Here is a 16,132-nt window from a genome sequence, read left to right on the forward strand (position 1 = left end):
CTGGCCGGGCCAGCCCCCATGGGAAACGCCGCTGGACCCCGGCTTTACCCCCAAGTCCCCCGCCCGACCTGTTTCACTCGGCCCGACGCCCGGCACCTGCACGCGGTGTCGTCCCAGCGCTGAGCAGCAGCACGTACAACCTCTTCGTTCAGGAGGACGCCGCGCCCCACTCGTGGGCGAGGGCGGCGGCCTCGCCGCGGGAGCTGACGCCCAGCTTCTCCAGGATGTTCGCGACATGGAACTTCACCGTGGACTCGCTGATGTGCAGGTCCTGCGCGATGTCCCGGTTGCGGCGGCCCCGCGCCAGATGGCGCAGCACCTCCAGTTCCCGTTCGCCCAGCGCGGTCAGGGGGTCCTCGCGCGGGGTCTGCGGCGGGGCCAGCGGCACCCGGACGGTCACCGTCGTACCCCAACCCGGCACCGCGTCGAGGTCGACGCGCCCGCCCAGTGCCGACAGACGCTCCCCGACACGGCGCCGGTCCAGAGCGGCGCGGGAGAGGATGCCTGGCCCGTCGTCCCGTACGGTGGCGCGCAGTTCGTCGGCGTCGGCCTTCCAGGAGATGTGGACCCGCCGCACGGTCTGCTCCTCACCGCCGTCTCCCGGCCCGGGCCCTCGCCCCTGGTCGTCCAGGGCGGCGTGGACGACAGCGCGGACCACGGCCTGGGCGGTGTTGGACACGTCGGCGGGCAGCACCCGGTCCGCCCCCTCCTCCGCGCCGGGGGTGCCCAGGTCGAGACGTACGCCCCGGGCGCGCAGCGACGGACGCAGCGAGTCGGCGAGCCGTGCGAACGCGTGGTCCGTCCGCTCCTCCACCAGGGCCTGGTCCCGCTCGCCCTGGCTGCGCAGGTCGATCAGCGCGAGGGAGGCCAGGTCGATGGCGCGGGACCGGGCCGTCGCGTCGTCGAGGTCCCGGCGGCGCAGGACGTCGAGCAGGGCCGTGAGCGAGGCTCCGTGCACGTCGCCGAGTTCGGCGATGGCCGCCGCGCGGGCCGCGGCCGCCGCCCGGGCCGGGCCCAGCGTGCCCGGGACCGCCTCCATGACCATGCGTTCGCGGTGCGCGGTGACCAGATCCCACATCGTCTGTGCGGCGGCTAGCCGGTCGGCCGGGACGGGGGTGTCCTCGGTGCGGATGAGCACCAGCCAGGCGCCCCTCTCCGTGAGGTCGCTGGCGAGCACCAGGACCGGCACCTCGGCGCCCGCCATCCGGCCTCGCCCCTGCCAGGTGCCACGGACCGGGACGTGCTCCCGCAGCGCCGCCACGTCGGCGGTGGTGATGACGGATCCGGGACGGCCCGGCGAGGCGCCATGGGTCTTGAACGGTGAGTACGAGCAGTTGCTCGCCAGTTCGGCCGCCCCCGCGTGCGGGATGTCCTCGGCGAGCACGGCGGAGAGCCGGGGCAGTGTCTCGCTCAGGGGCGCGCGGATCACGTCGACTGCTCCGGTGAGGTCCATGCACACCACCGTAACCAGCCGCTCCCCCGGTCGGCCTGTCCCTTCGGCCAGCCCGAACCGGCCGAAAGGACAGCCGGGTGCAAGGGGGTGCCGACCAACCATGGAGCCGTTGCCACGGCCCCCGCTCAGCGGCGGGCCGCACACTACCGATCATCAGGAGTGCGTGACATGAAGGCGATCGTCTATGGGGAGTACGGCAGCCCGGACGTGCTGCGTTTCGCCGAGTTCGAGGAGCCGCACGCCGGCCCCGGCCAGGTGCGGATCCAGGTCAGGGCGGCGGCGGTGAATCCCGTCGACCACAAGATCCGGCGCGGCTGGGTGCCCTTCCTTGGCCCCTCCTCCTTTCCGGCGGTCCCCGGCATCGAGGCTGCGGGAGTCGTCGACGAGGTGGGCGAGGGTGTGACCGGGGTATCGGTGGGGGACGACGTCCTCGGCTGGACGGAGACCGGCGCCTACGCGCCGTACGCCCTGCTGAACGGTTTCGCCGCCAAGCCCGCCGGGCTGGACTGGGAGACGGCCGCCGCCCTGCCCGTGGCCAGTGAGACGGCGAGCGGTGTGCTGGACGTCCTCGCTCTCGCGGAGGGCGAGACGCTGCTGTTGCACGGTGCGGCCGGCGCGGTCGGTTCGCTCGCCGTGCAGTTGGCCGTGGCGCGGGGCGTGAGCGTGATCGGCACCGCGTCGCCGGGCAACCTCGACCACCTGCGTTCGCTCGGCGCGGTGCCCGTCGCCTACGGCGAGGGTCTGGCCGACCGGGTCCGGGCGGCGGCGCCGCGGGGCGTGGACGCGGTGTTCGACGCGGCCGGTTCGGGCGATCTGCCCGTACTGATCGAGCTGCGCGGCACCACCGACCGCATCGTCACCATCGCCGACCCGCAGGCCGCGGAGCACGGCGTCACCTTCCATGCCGGAGGCACACACCCCGCGGACACGCTCGCCGAGCACGCCCGGCTGGCAGCCGAGGGCCGGCTGCGGATCCGCGTCGCCGAGAGCCGTCCCCTCGCGGACGCCGTCCAGGTCCACGAGCGCAGCGAGGCGGGGCACGTTCCGGGCAAGTTGATCCTGGTGCCCTAGTCGTCGACGGGCCGCGAGAGACGGCCCCGTCTCGCAGCTCGCGGCGCCTCCGTCGTATCCGTCCTAAGGGACTGTTAGGACTTGGTGCGCGATCTTGAACGGCCCTGTCGTGCGGTCGACTCTGTGTGCTCCCGGGCCGCAGACAAGGGAGTTCTCGATGGCCACACAGACCACGACCGAGGGCGCGCGGGACTCGCGCCACGGCGAGCGCAGAGTCGTCAGCAACATCGTGCGCGGATCGATCGGCAACCTGATCGAGTGGTACGACTGGTACGCGTACACGGCGTTCAGCGTCTACTTCGCCGCCGCGTTCTTTCCGTCCGGCGACCAGACCGCCCAACTGCTGAACACCGCCGCCGTGTTCGCCGTCGGCTTCCTGATGCGCCCGATCGGCGGCTGGCTGCTGGGGCGGTACGCCGACCGCCGTGGGCGGCGCGCAGCGCTGACGCTGTCGGTGACACTGATGGCGGCCGGTTCACTGATCGTGGCGCTGACGCCGTCGTACGACGCGATCGGCGTCGTGGCGCCGGTGCTGCTCGTGACCGCACGGCTGCTGCAGGGCCTGTCGGTCGGCGGGGAGTACTCGACGTCGGCCACCTACATGTCGGAGGTGGCCTCGCCCGGCCGGCGCGGCTACTACTCCAGCTTCCAGTACGTCACGCTGATCGCCGGCCAGCTGACGGCGCTCGGGCTTCAGATCGTCCTCCAGCAGCTGCTCAGCGGGACGCAGATGGAGGCGTGGGGCTGGCGGATCGCGTTCGTCGTCGGTGCCGCCGGGGCGATCGTCGTGCTGTGGCTGCGGCGCGGCATGGACGAGTCGGAGAGCTTCGAGCGGGCGGCCGCCGCAAGCGAGGAGGAGCAGGACGGGCGGCCGGCGCGCGGCAGTCTGCGGATGCTGCTGTCCTACCCCCGGCAGTGCCTGGTCGTCGTCGGGCTGACCATGGGCGGCACGCTGTTCTTCTACACGTACACCACGTACTTGCAGAAGTTCATGGTGAACACCAGCGGCATCGCCAAGCCGACGGCGGCCTGGATCAACTTCTTCGCGCTGCTGGTGTTCGTGGTGCTCCAGCCGGTCATGGGGCTGCTGTCCGACCGGGTCGGGCGGCGTCCGATGCTGATCGCGTTCGGCGTGCTGGGTGCCGTGGTCGTGGTGCCGTCGCTCACCCTCCTTTCGCACACCAGCGATCCCGTGTACGCGTTCCTGCTCATGGTCGGTCCGCTGGCGGTCAGCTCCCTGTACACCTCGATCAGCGCGGTGGTGAAGGCCGAGCTGTTTCCGACGTCGATCCGGGCGTTGGGCGTCGGGCTGCCGTACGCGCTGACCGTGGCGGTGTTCGGCGGGACCGCCGAGTACGTCGCGCTGTGGTTCAAGGACGCCGGTCACGAGAGCTGGTACTTCTACTACGTCACCGCCTGTGTCCTGATCTCGCTGCTCGTCTACATTCGGATGCGCGAGACGTCGGACGGATCGCCGCTGGAGAGCGAGGCCAAGGACTGACCGGGAGGGTGGCGAGCGTGCGCGTACTGCTGGCCGAGGACGACGACGGGGTGGCCGGTGCCCTCACCGAGGTCCTGTACGAGCACGGTCATCTGCCCACCCGGGTGCGGCGCGGCGAGGAGGTCCTCGCCCGCCACCGCCAGGCCGATCTGCTGCTGCTCGACCTGGGCCTGCCCGACCTCGACGGCCTCGAGGTGCTGCGCAAGCTGCGCGCGGTGAGCGGTCTTCCGGTGGTGGTGCTCACCGCGCGGGCCGACGAGCGGTCGGTGGTGCGGGGCCTGCGGCTCGGCGCCGACGACTACCTGGTCAAACCGGTACGGCTGGCCGAGCTGCTGGCCCGTATCGAGGCCGTCACCCGCCGCGCCGCCACCCCGGCCGCGCCGGTGCCGCGCACGGTGAGCGCGGGTGACGTCGAAGTCGATCTCGACGCGCGCCGGGTGACGGTGGGCGGTGCCGACGTGCGGCTGACCACCAAGGAGTTCGCGGTGCTGGCCGCGCTGGCGGCCCGTGCCGGTACGGCCGTCAGCCGTCAGCAGCTGATGGACGAGGTGTGGGGCGACGCCTATCTGGCGGTGTCCCGCTCGCTCGACGTGCATCTCACCCAGCTGCGGGCCAAGCTCGGCCGCCCCGAGGTGCTGACGACCATCCGCGGTTTCGGCTACCGGTTCGGCGGCTGACCCGGCCCATGCGTACTCGGGTGCTGACCGTCGTCCTGGCCTTCGCGGTGCTCGCGGTGGCCGGTTTCGCCGTGCCCCTGCTCGGCGTCACCGCCTCACAGCGCACCGAGCAGCTCGTCGCGGCCCGCACCGGTGACCTGGACCGATTCGCGGGGCTGGCCGAGCAGGCCGCGGAGAGCGGCGACACCGGCGTGCTGACCGCCGAGGTCAGCCGGTACTCCGAGTTGTACGGCGAGGCGGTCGTGGTCGTCGACACGCGCCGCGCCCCGGTCGTGCAGAGCGGCGGCATGCGTGCCGCGGACCCGGCCGTCGCCCGTCTGATCGACGCGGCGCTGCGCAACCAGCGCGTGGCACCCGGGGGCACGCTGCGCCCCTGGTCACGCGGCACCGAGCTGCTCGCCCGCCCCGTGGGCACCGGCACCCGGGTGTCGGGCGCCGTGGTGCTGCGGGCGTCGGTGCGGGCCGCCGCCGACGACATCGCACTGCGCTGGGCGCTGGTCCTGGCCGGGGCGGGTCTGTTCGCCGTGGCCTGCGTGCTGCTCGCCCGCGCCGCCACGCGGTGGGTCGTACGCCCCCTGCACCACCTGGACCGGGCGGTCGGCACGCTGGCGGCGGGGCTGCCGGCCGAGCACGCGCGGGCCGGCGGGCCGCCCGAACTGCGGCAGCTGGCCGGCGGCTTCAACCGTATGGCCGACGCGGTGACCACCGCGCTGGAACAGCAGCGCCGCCTGGTGGCCGACACCTCCCACCAGCTGCGCAACCCGCTCGCCGCGCTGCGCCTGCGCATCGACTCCCTCCAGCTGCGCCTGCCCGACTCCGCCACCCGCACCTACACGGGTGTGACGGCCGAACTCGAACGCATGGAGCACCTCCTCGACGACCTGCTCGCCCTCGCGAACGCCGAGCACCGCGCCGGAGAACTGGCCGTGACGGACGCACCGCAAGCGTGCTGCGACGCGACGACGGTCGCCGTCGCCCAGGCACAGCTGTGGCACCCGGTGGCCGAACAGGCCGGGGTCCACCTCGACTCCGTGCCCGGTCCCCCCGTGCCCATGGCCTGCTCGGAGGCCGAACTGGCCCAGGTCGCCGACATCCTGCTGGACAACGCGATCAAGTACGCGGGGCGCGGCGCCCGCGTGGCGACGCGCTGCTTCAACGACGGCCCGAACGCGATGTTCGAGGTACGGGACGACGGTCCGGGCCTGGTCACGGCCGAACTCCTCCAGGCGGGCACCCGCTTCTGGCGCTCGGAGCGCCACCGGGACGTACGCGGCAGCGGCCTCGGCCTGGCGATCGCCGAGCAATTGGCGGCCGGGCGGGGCGGGCGCGTCGAGTTCGCGTCCGCCGAGCCCCACGGCCTGCGGGTCAGGGTCGTGCTCCCGCGCGCCGAGCATGTGACGCCCTCGGGGAAAGGCCGTACGCCACGACCGCCCTCGGCGCAGGGCGGTACCCCATGACCGGCCCGGCTCGCCGCACCGCCCTGCGCGCGGCCCTCGCGGCGGCGTGCACGGCAGTGCTCGCCGCCGCCGGGACGGCCGACGCACGGCACGCGGACCGGGGCCCGCAGGGCAGGCTGCGGATCGCGACCGGCGAGTCCGGCAACTTCTACGCCGCCTTCGGGCGACTGCTCGCCGACCAAGTGCGGGCGGCCTACCCCCGGCTGTCCTGCGAGGTGATCAACAGCGAGGCCAGCGTGGCCAACATACGGCTGCTGCGGACGGGCCGGGCCGAAGTGGCGCTGGCCCTGGCCGACATCGCGTGGGCCGCGCACGCGGGCTCGGCACCGTTCGGCCGCCCGGTCCCGCTGCGGGCCATCGGCCGGGTCTACGAGAACTACCTGCAACTGGCCGTGCGCGCCGACACACCGATCCACACCGTCGCCGACCTGGCGGGGCGCACCGTCTCGCTGGGCGCGCCCGCGTCCGGCGGTGCCGTACTCGGCGACCGCCTGCTGCGCGCCGCGGGCCTGACCCCGGGCACCGACGTCCACGTCCGCCACCTGTTGCTGCCGCAGGCGGCACGGGTGATGCGGGACGGCGCGATCGACGCCCTCCTCGTGTCGGGCGGCATTCCGCTGCCGACGCTCTCCGCCCTCGACACCCGGCGCGGCATCCGCCTGCTGCCGCTGGCCGGCCTGCTCCCCCGCCTGCGTGCCGGTACGGATCGCTCCGGATCGGGCCTCGAGGCGGTGACAGTGCCGGCCGGGACGTACCGGGGCACGCCCGAGGTGACCACCATCGGCGTGGCCAACCTCCTCCTGTGCCGCCCCGACCTGCCCTCCCCCGTCGCCGCCGCCCTCACCGACGTCCTGGTCCGCCGCGCCACCCATCTCGTCCCAACGACGGCACTGGGCACGCAGTTCCTCGACGTCCGAAGCCTGATCTCGACGGGCCCCGTGCCGCTGCATCCCGGGGCGGTCGTCGCGTATCGAGAGCTGCACGGCTAGCCGAACCGGGCGGCCCCGCGTCTGACCTATCTTTTCCTGCATGCAGGCATACACGATCGGCCAGGCCGCAAGGCTGCTCGGCGTCAGCCCGGACACCGCGCGGCGGTGGGCGGACGCGGGGCGGGTGGCGACCCATCGGGATGAGAGCGGCAGGCGACTCGTCGACGGGAAGGACCTGGCCGCCTTCTCGGTGGAGTTGGCGAAGGGCGGCAGCGGCGAGGAGGAAGCCTCCTACACCTCGGTCCGCAACGCCTTCCCCGGCATCGTCACCGCGATCAAGCTGGGTGACGTGGCGGCGCAGGTGGAGATTCAGGCCGGGCCGCACCGGCTGGTGTCGCTGCTGACGCGGGAGGCCGTGGAGGAGTTGGGGCTGGAGGTGGGGATGGAGGCCACCGCCCGGGTGAAGTCGACGAACGTGCACATCGACCGCGTGTGAGATGAACGTCGCGCGGCCGGATTCTCGCGCGGGACTGGCTCACGGGCTGCCACCTCCCGGATGACCCCGAACCGTCACTCACCTCCGTACAAACGCACATGCCAAGCCAGATGATGGATGATCCGGCTCATGCGAAGCAACGAGAGACTTTCGCCTCGCATCTGCGGCATTATCATCGGCACATGAGCGTTGCCGGGCGACCGTGAACAAGGTCGCAAGGCCGTGGCCGGGTCCGTACCGGACCAGAGTGAGTCCGTTCAGGACCAGAGGGAGTGGACCCGTGATGACCCGTTCCGTGCGCCGGACCCGCCGGATGCTGAAGGTGACCGGCGCAGGAGCCGCCGCCCTGCTCGCCCTGAGCGCCTGCTCGTCCTCCGACTCGGACTCCGCCACGAACTCGGACTCCTCCGGGTCGGCCTCCGCCTCGGGCAAGCTGTCCGGCGAGGTGATCGTCTTCGCCGCGGCCTCGCTCAAGGAGAGCTTCACCACGCTGGGCAAGGAGTTCGAGCAGGAACACCCCGGGACGAAGGTGACCTTCAGCTTCGGCGGCAGCGACGCCCTCGCCGCGAGCATCACCGGCGGCGCGCCCGCCGACGTGTTCGCCTCGGCCAGCCCCAAGACGATGAAGATCGTCACGGATGCCGGGGACGCGTCGGGCGCGCCCGCGACCTTCGTCCGCAACCAGCTGGAGATCGCGACCCTGCCGGGCAACCCCGACAAGATCGCCTCGCTGAAGGACCTCGCCAGGTCCGACCTGAAGGTCGTGCTGTGCGACAGGACCGTGCCGTGCGGTGCCGCCGCCCAGAAGGCCCTGGACGCGAGCAAGCTGAAGCTCACGCCGGTCTCCTACGAGGAGGACGTCAAGTCCGCCCTCAACAAGGTGGTGTTGCAGGAGGCCGACGCGGCGGTCGTCTACAAGACCGATGTGAAGGCGGCGGGTGACAAGGTGCGGGGCGTGGAGTTCCCCGAGTCCGCCGACGCCATCAACGACTACCCGATCACCCTGCTCAAGGAGTCGCGGAACACCGACGCGGCCAACGCGTTCATCGCGCTGGTGCGGTCCCCCGAGGGCCAGAAGGTCCTGAACGAGTCCGGGTTCCTCAAGCCGTGACCTCCCCCATGGACAAGGCCGGCGCCGCGGACACCTTGACCGGTGGCCCGCGACGCCGCCGCGTCCGCGGGGACGGCCGCAGGGGTCTTCGAGGGAGCGGGGGTGCCCCGTTGCCGCTGCTGCTGCCCGCACTGATCGGTCTGGCCTTCCTGGCTCTCCCGCTCGTCGCCCTGCTGGTCCGCGCCCCCTGGCGCAGCATGCCCGACCTGCTCACCAGCTCCGAGGTGTGGCAGGCGCTCCAGCTGTCCCTGGTCTGCGCGACGGCGGCGACCGCGGTGAGCCTGGTGATCGGGGTGCCGTTGGCCTGGCTGTTGGCCCGGGTCGAGTTCCCCGGGCGGGGGATCGTACGGGCCCTGGTCACCCTGCCGCTGGTCCTGCCGCCGGTCGTCGGTGGTGTGGCGCTTCTGATGGCGCTCGGCCGTAACGGCGTCATGGGCCGATGGCTGGACGACTGGTTCGGTGTCACGCTGCCGTTCACGACGGCGGGCGTGGTGGTGGCGGAGGCGTTCGTCGCGATGCCGTTCCTGGTCATCAGCGTGGAGGGCACCCTGCGGGCCGCCGATCCGCGCTACGAGGAGGCCGCCGCGACCCTGGGCGCCTCGCGCTTCACGGCGTTCCGCCGGGTCACCCTGCCGCTCATCGCCCCCGGTATCGCCGCCGGCGCCGTCCTCGCCTGGGCCCGGGCACTCGGCGAGTTCGGCGCGACGATCACCTTCGCCGGCAACTTCCCGGGCCGTACCCAGACCATGCCGCTCGCCGTCTACCTCGCCCTCCAGAACGACCCGGAGGCGGCCATCGCCCTCAGCCTCGTGCTGCTCGCCGTGTCGGTCACGGTGCTGGCGGGGTTGCGTGACCGATGGATGACCGCCTCATGACCGACCTCGAGAAGATCACTGCCGATGCCCCCGCCCCGCCGGCTGCGGGGCTTGATGCCCGGCTGGTGGTGGAGCGCGGCTCCTTCCGTCTCGACGTGACACTGCACGCGGCGCCCGGTGACGTCGTAGCGCTTCTCGGCCCGAACGGCGCGGGCAAGACGACCGCCCTGCGGGCACTCGCCGGACTGGTTCCCCTGTCCGGCGGTCATCTCCGGCTGGACGGCGCGGAGTTGGACCGTACGCGTCCGGAGTCGCGCCCGGTCGGCGTGGTCTTCCAGGACTATCTGCTCTTCCCGCACCTCTCCGCGCTGGACAACGTGGCCTTCGGGCCGCGCTGTCACGGCGCCACCAAGGCGGAGGCCCGCGCCCAGGCCGCCGTGTGGCTGGAGCGCATGGGGCTCGCCGACCACGCCGGCAGCAAGCCGCGCGGACTCTCCGGCGGTCAGGCCCAGCGCGTCGCCCTCGCCCGCGCCCTGGCCACCCATCCGCGCCTGCTGCTCCTCGACGAACCGCTCGCCGCCCTCGACGCCCGCACCCGCCTCGATGTGCGCGCCCAGCTCCGCCACCACCTGGCCGACTTCGAGGCGGTCGCCGTACTCGTCACCCACGACCCGCTGGACGCGATGGTGCTGGCCGACCGGCTGGTCGTCGTCGAGGACGGCCACGTCGTCCAGGAGGGCACACCCGCCGACATCGCCCGCCATCCGCGCACCGACTACATCGCGCACCTGGTCGGCCTGAACCTCTACCGGGGCGAGGCCGAGGGGCACACGGTCCGCATCGACGGCGGGCCCACGATCACGACCACCGAGCACCTCACCGGCCCGGTCTTCGTCGCCTTCCCGCCGGGCGCGGTCACCCTGCACCGCGAGCGCCCCACCGGCTCCAGCGCCCGCAACCTCTGGCGCTGCGAGGTGGCCGGCCAAGAGACCCACGGCGACCAGATCCGCGCCGACCTCACCGGCGGACTGCCCCTGGCCGCCGACCTCACGACCATCGCCGCCGCCGAGCTCGACCTGCGCCCCGGAGCCACGGTCTGGGCGACGGTCAAGGCGGCCCAGACACACGCGTACCCCGCGTGAGAGGCGAGCGCCTCGTAGTGGTGGATACGGTGGGCCTCACAGCACCCCAATAGGGACAAATCATTCACACCCTGCGAGGCGTACGAGCATGAGCCTGAGCATCCGCAACCAGATCCCCGGCACCGTCACCTCCATCACTCCGGGAGAGGCCATGGCGACGGTCAGGGTCCGCCTCGACGGCGGCCAGGACGTCACCGCCGCCATCACGCTCGACGGCGTCAACGACCTGGGCCTCGCGGAGGGTTCCGCCGTACGCGCCCTGATCAAGGCCACGGAGGTCTCGCTGGCCACCGGCCCGGTGGAGGGCCTGTCCATCCGCAACCGGCTGCCCGGCACCGTGCGCGAGGTCGCGACGGGCGCCGCCATGGCCTCCGTGCGGGTGTCGGTCGACGGCGGCGAGGTGACCGCCGCGATCACCAAGGACGCGGTGGCCGATCTCGCCCTGGGGGCGGGTTCCCCCGTCACCGTCCTGTTCAAGGCCACCGAGGTCTCGCTCGCGACCGCGTGAGGCGACGGGCGCGGCGTCCTATGAGGTGACGCCTCCCGGGCTGGTCAACTGCCCGGCTTCTGCTGGAGCTTGGCCAGGGTCAGGACCTCGCCGCCGATGCCCCAGCCGCCGTCGGGGACCTCCTCGACGAGCACCAGGGTGGTGGCCCGGGCGCGCTCGCCGTAGATGTCGACGTACAGCTGTGTGGCGGTGGTGACGATCCGGGTCATCTGCTCGGTGGTCAGGGTCCCGGCGGGGACCTTGAAGTTCGCGAACGGCACGGTGGTGCTCCTTCGACTCGGGTTCGGGATACGGCACTTGCGGGCTCCACCCTCGCCCCGTGCCCTGCCTGCGGCCAGGGCTGCGCTCACCCTGGGGTTGCCGTCCCCTGGGTGAGCGGGGCGGTCGAAGGCAGGATGGGCGCGTGGACCTTTCCGAACTCGCCGCGTTCCTGAAGTCCCGGCGCGCCCGCGTCCGGCCCAGCGATGTCGGGCTGACGGCCGGGCCCCGGCGCCGTGTGCCCGGTCTGCGCCGCGAGGAGGTGGCGCAGCTGGCCGGGTTGTCCGCGGACTACTACACGGAGCTGGAGCGCGGCCGTGGCGCCCAGCCCTCCGACCAGACGCTGGCCGCGCTCGCCCGCGCGCTACGGCTGACCAGGGACGAACGCGACCATCTGTTCCACCTGGCGGACCGTCGTGTGCCCCCGGCCACGCACGGTCCGGCCGCGCATGTCGAGCTCGGCCTGCTCAGCCTCCTCGACCGGCTCACCACGACACCCGCCATGGTCATCACCGCGCTGCACGAGACCTTGGCGCAGAACCCGTTGGCCATCGCCCTGCTCGGCGCGCACTCGGTGTCCAGCGGCCCTGGGGCCGGCGGCGCCACGACGGGGTTTCTCTACCGCTGGTTCACCGATCCCGCCTCGCGCTCCGTCTATCCGCCCGAGGACCACCCCCACCACTCCGCCGTGTTCGTCTCCGATCTGCGGGCGGTGGCCGCCCGGCGCGGCCGGGACGCCGAGGTCGCCCGGCTGGTGGCCCGGCTGCGGCACTCCAGTGAGGAGTTCGCGGCGCTGTGGGACACCCGTGACGTGGCCCTGCGCCGGGCGGACCACAAGCGGATCGTCCATCCGACTCTCGGCCTCATCGAGGTGGACTGTCACAGTCTGTTCAGTGAGGACGGCCATCAGCGGCTTCTGTGGTTCACCGCACCGCCGGGCACGGACGGCGCTGCCCGCCTGGAACTGCTGTCCGTCGTCGGGAGCCAGGACATGTCGACGGCGGGCGAGGGGCGGTCCGTCTGAGGGGCCGGGGGCCGGCCAGGTCGGCGCCCCTCAGACCGCTGGACCAGGCCGGCTCCTCAACTGACCCACTGTCGGCCTTCGCGGCGGTCCGCTCGGCGGGCGGGACGACGCAGTAGCGTCGGGACGCGGCAGGCAGGCTCGGAAAGGAGTCACGATGGAACCCACCGGTATCACCGCCAACCTCCACGTCCCGGACATCGCGGCCGCACGCGACTTCTACATGGGGTACCTCGGCCTGAGCGACGAGGCCATGAACATGGGCTGGGTCGCCCGCTACCAGTCACCCGACGGGCGGGCGCAGATCCAGCTCGTGACCCGCGACGCCTCCGCACCCGAGTTGGCCGTCGTCTCGGTCCGCGTGGGCGCGGGGGTCGACCCGGCGTACGCCGAGGCGCTGCGGCGCGGGTACGAGATCGTGCACCCCCTCACCGATGAACCGTGGGGTCTGCGCCGCTTCCTCGTGCGCGCGCCCGACGGCAATGTCCTCAACATCGTCAGCCACCGGGACGACTGAGGGCGACTCGGATCAGGGGCGCGGCTTGTTCGTCGCCGCGAACGCGTCCGCGCCCGCAAGGTCGAAGTCCCCGTGATCACTGCCGAGTCCCCCTGCCACCAGTGCGGCCGCCGCGCAGCCGAGGACGGCGGAGTCGTACGGGGTGCGGCCCAGTCCCGTGCCGCGTACGAAGCCGGCCGAGAACGCGTCGCCGCAACCGGTCGTGTCCACGACGTCGATCGCGAAGGCGGGGACCTTCTCGGTGCTGTCCGGGGTCACCAGCAGCGCGCCGTCGGCGCCCCGCGTGACCGCCACCAGGCCCGCGCCGGCGGCGAGCAGCTTGTGCGCGCCCGCGACCAGGTCCGCCTCGCCGGTGAAGCCGAGGACCTGGTCCTCGTTGGGCAGCATGTGGTCGATGTACGGCAGCGCCGATTCGATCTGCTCGAAGCTGCCGAGCACGCCCGGTGCGAGCAGGTCCACCGAGGTGGTCACGCCGTGCTTCCTGGCGTACGACAGGATGCGTGTGGCGGTGTCGACGCCGATCAGTTCGGGGCCGCCGAGGTGGAGGTGGGCCGCTTCGGCGATCACGTCCCAGGGCACGTCGTCGGGGCCGTAGGTGATGTTGGCGCCGAGGAGGTGGAGCGAGGGGCGGTCGCCATTGGGGCGGATGGGCAGGACGCTGGCGGAGGTCGGGGTGTCCGCGCGGCGGACGAGGTGGGTGGTGTCGATGCCGGCCGCGCCCAGCAGCTGGACCAGCATGTCCCCGGTGGGGTCGGACCCGATGGCACCGGCGCTGTGTACCGAGGCCCCGAGCTTGGCGAGGGTGAGCGCGGTGCCGCCGGCCGTCCCGGCGGCGGTCATCCTGATGTCCTCGACCAAGGTCGCGCCCTGGCCCTCGGGTATGGCCTCCACCGGCCGCACCAGCACGTCCAGCACATGCACGCCCAGCGTGACGACCTTCATCGGTTTCCCTCCTGCACGGGTGGTACGGGGTGGGTGGTGCCGTAGTTCCGGGCGAGAGCGGCCTCGATGACCGCGAGTTGCTGGTGTTCGTCGAGGGCGCGGGGTGTGCCGAGGGCCGCCGCGTGCTGGTAGACGCCGCACGCCCACTCCAGCAGCAGCGCGTGCTCGACGGCCTTGCTCAGCGTCGGGGCGTGGGTGAGCGCGCCATGGCTGGCCATCAGTGCCGCGCTACGGCCTTCCAGCGCCGTCAGGACGGACTCGGCGAGCTCGGGTGTGCCGAAGGTGGCGTACGGCGCCACGCGCACCGAGCCGCCCAGGGCCAGCAACTGGTAGTGGATGCAGGGCAGTTCGTCGAGTACGCAGGACAGCGCGGTCGCCATCGGCGCGTGGGTGTGGACGACCGCGCCCGCGCCGTAGCGGTGGTAGACGCCGAGGTGCAGGTCCAGTTCGGAGGTGGGCCGGTACCTCCCGGCCACGACGTTTCCGTCGAGATCGACCACGCTCACCTGGTCTGCCGTGAGCTCGGCCAGCACCGCGCCGGTGGCCGTGATCGCGACACGGTCCTCCACGCGCACGCTGACGTTCCCGGCCGTGCCGATGAGCAGCCCCTGCGCCCCCAGCCGACGGGATGCCTCGGCCACGGCGGCGCGCTCCTGACCCAGCACCGAGCTTGAGCCTGTCATGTGCGCGACGCTAGCCTAAACCTGAAACAATGTCACGTTCACATTCGGAGGCGCACCGGTGGGCGATCCGACCCCCGAGCCCGGCGGTACCCGGCAGGTCCCCCTGCGCCGCACTCCGCAGCAGGCACGCAGCAAGGCTCGCCTGGCCCGGGTCCTCCAGGCCGCGGAACGCGTACTCGTCCGCGAGGGCGTCCAGGCGCTGACGACGACCCGTATCGCGGCGGAGGCCAAGGTCTCCGTCGGCTCGCTGTACCAGTACCTGCCCGACCGGGACGCCGTCATCGACGCCCTCGCGGCCGGCTACTTCGCCCGGCTCGAGGCCACCATGGACGACCTGGTCCGCGCCGCGGCGGCCGAGCGGTGGGACGACCCCGTGGGCCTGCTCATCGACGCCTACGCCGCGATCTACCGCACCGAGCACGGCTTCCGGGCCCTGTGGTTCGGCAGCAGCCTCACCGAGCAGACCCGCGCGGCGGACCGCGAGCACAAACGCCGTATGGCGGACGGCGTCCGACGGGTCCTGCTAGCCCTGGGCCTCGCCCGCGACGACGAGGCACTCGCCCGCGCCTGCCACGCCGCCGTCCTCGCCGCGGACGCCCTCGCCCAGGAGGCCTTCCGCCGGGACCCCGAGGGCGATCCGGGGCTCCTCGACGAGGCCCGGCTCATGCTGCGCGGGTACCTCGCCGCCATCGCCGGGCGCTACCGCTGACGCCGGGGCCCCGCGTCAGGACGGATGCGGGCTCTGCCATCCTGTCGTCGTGCTGCAGCCCACTCCTGTCACGCCGGACGCGCCCGGCCGCATATCCACCCCTCTGCTCACCCAGGAATGGCTCGACCTCGCCTTCATCCACTGGGCCGTCGAACCGGACGTCGTGGCCGGGCTGCTGCCGAGGGGGACGGTGCCGGACACACACGACGGCGTCACGTACGTCGGGCTGGTCGCGTTCCGGATGCACCGGGTCGGCTGGCTGCGGCTGCCGGGGGTGCCGTATCTCGGGACCTTTCCCGAGACCAATGTGCGTCTGTACTCGGTGGACGAGCACGGGCGGCGCGGCGTCGTCTTCCGGTCGATGGACGCTTCACGGCTGATCCCGGTCGTGATGGGGCGTGTCGGCTTCCGGCTGCCGTATCTGTGGTCCCGGATGACCGTCCGCACGGACGGTGACACCGTCACCTACACCAGTTCCCGCCGCTGGCCCGGCCCGCGCGGCGCGTCGAGCCGCATCACCGTACGCACCGGCGAACGCATCGAGGAGCCCACCGAGTTGGAGCACTTCCTCACCGCCCGCTGGGGGATGCACAACGCCTTCTTCGGCGGGCCCACGCCGCTTGCGTACCTTCCCAACCACCACCCTCGGTGGCCGCTGTACCGGGCGGAGCTGCTGACCTGCGAGGAGAACCTGATCACGGCGGCCGGACTGCCCGCCCCGAGCGCCGCGCCCGTCAGCGTCCTGTACTCCCCCGGCGTACCGGTCCGCCTGGGCCGTCCGGCGCGGCCCGCGGGCATCCCCACGCCATGATCCGCGCGGGCGTGTCGAATCCCGGGTCTCG

General features: G+C 72.7%; 18 protein-coding genes. 14 read left to right on the forward strand and 4 right to left on the reverse strand.

Annotated features, from left to right (window positions below; translation table 11 throughout):
* Window positions 1-148 precede the first annotated feature (148 nt).
* A complete protein-coding gene (locus tag ACZ7NC_RS20415; RefSeq protein WP_471490079.1) occupies window positions 149-1,453 on the reverse strand; it encodes a helix-turn-helix transcriptional regulator in 1,305 nt (434 codons plus the stop codon).
* A 168-nt stretch (window positions 1,454-1,621) separates the two neighbouring features.
* Between ACZ7NC_RS20415 and ACZ7NC_RS20420 the strand changes: the two genes are divergently transcribed.
* The 10 genes from ACZ7NC_RS20420 (at window position 1,622) to ACZ7NC_RS20465 (ending at window position 11,160) form a co-directional block, all read left to right on the forward strand.
* On the forward strand, window positions 1,622-2,524 hold the full coding sequence (locus ACZ7NC_RS20420; RefSeq protein ID WP_471490081.1) for an NADP-dependent oxidoreductase: 903 nt from the start codon (window positions 1,622-1,624) through the stop codon (window positions 2,522-2,524).
* A 157-nt stretch (window positions 2,525-2,681) separates the two neighbouring features.
* Window positions 2,682-4,025 carry an MFS transporter gene (locus ACZ7NC_RS20425; RefSeq protein ID WP_471490083.1) on the forward strand — a complete coding sequence of 448 codons (1,344 nt, stop codon included), beginning with the start codon at window positions 2,682-2,684 and terminating at the stop codon, window positions 4,023-4,025.
* Between the two features lie 17 nt (window positions 4,026-4,042).
* Entirely contained in the window at window positions 4,043-4,702 is a 660-nt protein-coding gene (locus ACZ7NC_RS20430; RefSeq protein WP_471490084.1) for a response regulator transcription factor, read from the forward strand.
* A gap of 8 nt (window positions 4,703-4,710) precedes the next feature.
* A complete protein-coding gene (locus ACZ7NC_RS20435; protein WP_471490085.1) occupies window positions 4,711-6,159 on the forward strand; it encodes a sensor histidine kinase in 1,449 nt (482 codons plus the stop codon).
* Window positions 6,156-7,148 carry a TAXI family TRAP transporter solute-binding subunit gene (locus ACZ7NC_RS20440; protein WP_471490087.1) on the forward strand — a complete coding sequence of 331 codons (993 nt, stop codon included), beginning with the start codon at window positions 6,156-6,158 and terminating at the stop codon, window positions 7,146-7,148. The genes ACZ7NC_RS20435 and ACZ7NC_RS20440 overlap by 4 nt, the downstream gene beginning before the upstream one ends.
* Window positions 7,149-7,188: 40 nt before the next feature.
* Complete coding sequence (locus ACZ7NC_RS20445) at window positions 7,189-7,584, forward strand: TOBE domain-containing protein (RefSeq protein WP_471490088.1); 396 nt, start codon at window positions 7,189-7,191, stop codon at window positions 7,582-7,584.
* 283 nt (window positions 7,585-7,867) lie between these two features.
* Window positions 7,868-8,695 (forward strand): molybdate ABC transporter substrate-binding protein, encoded by an 828-nt coding sequence (modA, locus tag ACZ7NC_RS20450; protein WP_471490089.1) that lies wholly within the window; start codon window positions 7,868-7,870, stop codon window positions 8,693-8,695.
* An 8-nt stretch (window positions 8,696-8,703) separates the two neighbouring features.
* Window positions 8,704-9,570, forward strand: coding sequence for a molybdate ABC transporter permease subunit (modB, locus tag ACZ7NC_RS20455; protein WP_471490222.1), 867 nt, complete (start codon window positions 8,704-8,706; stop codon window positions 9,568-9,570).
* The gene (locus ACZ7NC_RS20460; protein ID WP_471490090.1) at window positions 9,567-10,652 is read left to right on the forward strand and encodes an ABC transporter ATP-binding protein; all 1,086 of its coding nucleotides are present in this window, start codon (window positions 9,567-9,569) and stop codon (window positions 10,650-10,652) included. Before modB ends, ACZ7NC_RS20460 begins: the two co-directional genes overlap by 4 nt.
* Before the next feature lie 88 nt (window positions 10,653-10,740).
* Window positions 10,741-11,160 carry a TOBE domain-containing protein gene (locus tag ACZ7NC_RS20465; protein WP_471490092.1) on the forward strand — a complete coding sequence of 140 codons (420 nt, stop codon included), beginning with the start codon at window positions 10,741-10,743 and terminating at the stop codon, window positions 11,158-11,160.
* A 44-nt stretch (window positions 11,161-11,204) separates the two neighbouring features.
* Here the strand turns inward: ACZ7NC_RS20465 and ACZ7NC_RS20470 are convergent, their stop codons facing one another.
* Window positions 11,205-11,420: a tautomerase family protein gene (locus ACZ7NC_RS20470; RefSeq protein ID WP_471490094.1), complete on the reverse strand. Its 216-nt coding sequence runs from the start codon at window positions 11,418-11,420 to the stop codon at window positions 11,205-11,207.
* 143 nt (window positions 11,421-11,563) lie between these two features.
* Between ACZ7NC_RS20470 and ACZ7NC_RS20475 the strand changes: the two genes are divergently transcribed.
* Window positions 11,564-12,442: an MmyB family transcriptional regulator gene (locus ACZ7NC_RS20475; protein WP_471490096.1), complete on the forward strand. Its 879-nt coding sequence runs from the start codon at window positions 11,564-11,566 to the stop codon at window positions 12,440-12,442.
* 154 nt (window positions 12,443-12,596) lie between these two features.
* Window positions 12,597-12,956: a VOC family protein gene (locus ACZ7NC_RS20480; protein ID WP_471490098.1), complete on the forward strand. Its 360-nt coding sequence runs from the start codon at window positions 12,597-12,599 to the stop codon at window positions 12,954-12,956.
* 12 nt (window positions 12,957-12,968) lie between these two features.
* Here the strand turns inward: ACZ7NC_RS20480 and ACZ7NC_RS20485 are convergent, their stop codons facing one another.
* On the reverse strand, window positions 12,969-13,898 hold the full coding sequence (locus tag ACZ7NC_RS20485; protein WP_471490100.1) for a carbohydrate kinase family protein: 930 nt from the start codon (window positions 13,896-13,898) through the stop codon (window positions 12,969-12,971).
* The gene (locus tag ACZ7NC_RS20490) at window positions 13,895-14,581 is read right to left on the reverse strand and encodes a class II aldolase/adducin family protein (protein WP_471490101.1); all 687 of its coding nucleotides are present in this window, start codon (window positions 14,579-14,581) and stop codon (window positions 13,895-13,897) included. Before ACZ7NC_RS20490 ends, ACZ7NC_RS20485 begins: the two co-directional genes overlap by 4 nt.
* A 58-nt stretch (window positions 14,582-14,639) precedes the next feature.
* Between ACZ7NC_RS20490 and ACZ7NC_RS20495 the strand changes: the two genes are divergently transcribed.
* Together ACZ7NC_RS20495 and ACZ7NC_RS20500 are read left to right on the forward strand one after the other, a co-directional pair.
* Window positions 14,640-15,290, forward strand: a complete 651-nt coding sequence (locus ACZ7NC_RS20495; protein WP_471490103.1) for a TetR/AcrR family transcriptional regulator — start codon at window positions 14,640-14,642, stop codon at window positions 15,288-15,290.
* A 49-nt stretch (window positions 15,291-15,339) separates the two neighbouring features.
* On the forward strand, window positions 15,340-16,101 hold the full coding sequence (locus ACZ7NC_RS20500; RefSeq protein WP_471490105.1) for a YqjF family protein: 762 nt from the start codon (window positions 15,340-15,342) through the stop codon (window positions 16,099-16,101).
* Window positions 16,102-16,132 lie beyond the last annotated feature (31 nt).

It is taken from the genome of Streptomyces sp. NPDC111802, from assembly GCF_055634335.1.

Bases quoted from the DNA above. Each gene is read 5' to 3' on its own strand.
- ACZ7NC_RS20485 (WP_471490100.1), bottom strand. From the start codon at position 13,898: ATGAAGGTCGTCACGCTGGGCGTGCATGTGCTGGACGTGCTGGTGCGG.
- ACZ7NC_RS20465 (WP_471490092.1), top strand. From the start codon at position 10,741: ATGAGCCTGAGCATCCGCAACCAGATCCCCGGCACCGTCACCTCCATC.
- ACZ7NC_RS20415 (WP_471490079.1), bottom strand. From the start codon at position 1,453: ATGGACCTCACCGGAGCAGTCGACGTGATCCGCGCGCCCCTGAGCGAG.
- modA (WP_471490089.1), top strand. From the start codon at position 7,868: ATGACCCGTTCCGTGCGCCGGACCCGCCGGATGCTGAAGGTGACCGGC.
- ACZ7NC_RS20460 (WP_471490090.1), top strand. From the start codon at position 9,567: ATGACCGACCTCGAGAAGATCACTGCCGATGCCCCCGCCCCGCCGGCT.
- modB (WP_471490222.1), top strand. From the start codon at position 8,704: ATGGACAAGGCCGGCGCCGCGGACACCTTGACCGGTGGCCCGCGACGC.
- ACZ7NC_RS20420 (WP_471490081.1), top strand. From the start codon at position 1,622: ATGAAGGCGATCGTCTATGGGGAGTACGGCAGCCCGGACGTGCTGCGT.
- ACZ7NC_RS20445 (WP_471490088.1), top strand. From the start codon at position 7,189: ATGCAGGCATACACGATCGGCCAGGCCGCAAGGCTGCTCGGCGTCAGC.
- ACZ7NC_RS20440 (WP_471490087.1), top strand. From the start codon at position 6,156: ATGACCGGCCCGGCTCGCCGCACCGCCCTGCGCGCGGCCCTCGCGGCG.
- ACZ7NC_RS20490 (WP_471490101.1), bottom strand. From the start codon at position 14,581: ATGACAGGCTCAAGCTCGGTGCTGGGTCAGGAGCGCGCCGCCGTGGCC.
- ACZ7NC_RS20435 (WP_471490085.1), top strand. From the start codon at position 4,711: ATGCGTACTCGGGTGCTGACCGTCGTCCTGGCCTTCGCGGTGCTCGCG.
- ACZ7NC_RS20425 (WP_471490083.1), top strand. From the start codon at position 2,682: ATGGCCACACAGACCACGACCGAGGGCGCGCGGGACTCGCGCCACGGC.
- ACZ7NC_RS20480 (WP_471490098.1), top strand. From the start codon at position 12,597: ATGGAACCCACCGGTATCACCGCCAACCTCCACGTCCCGGACATCGCG.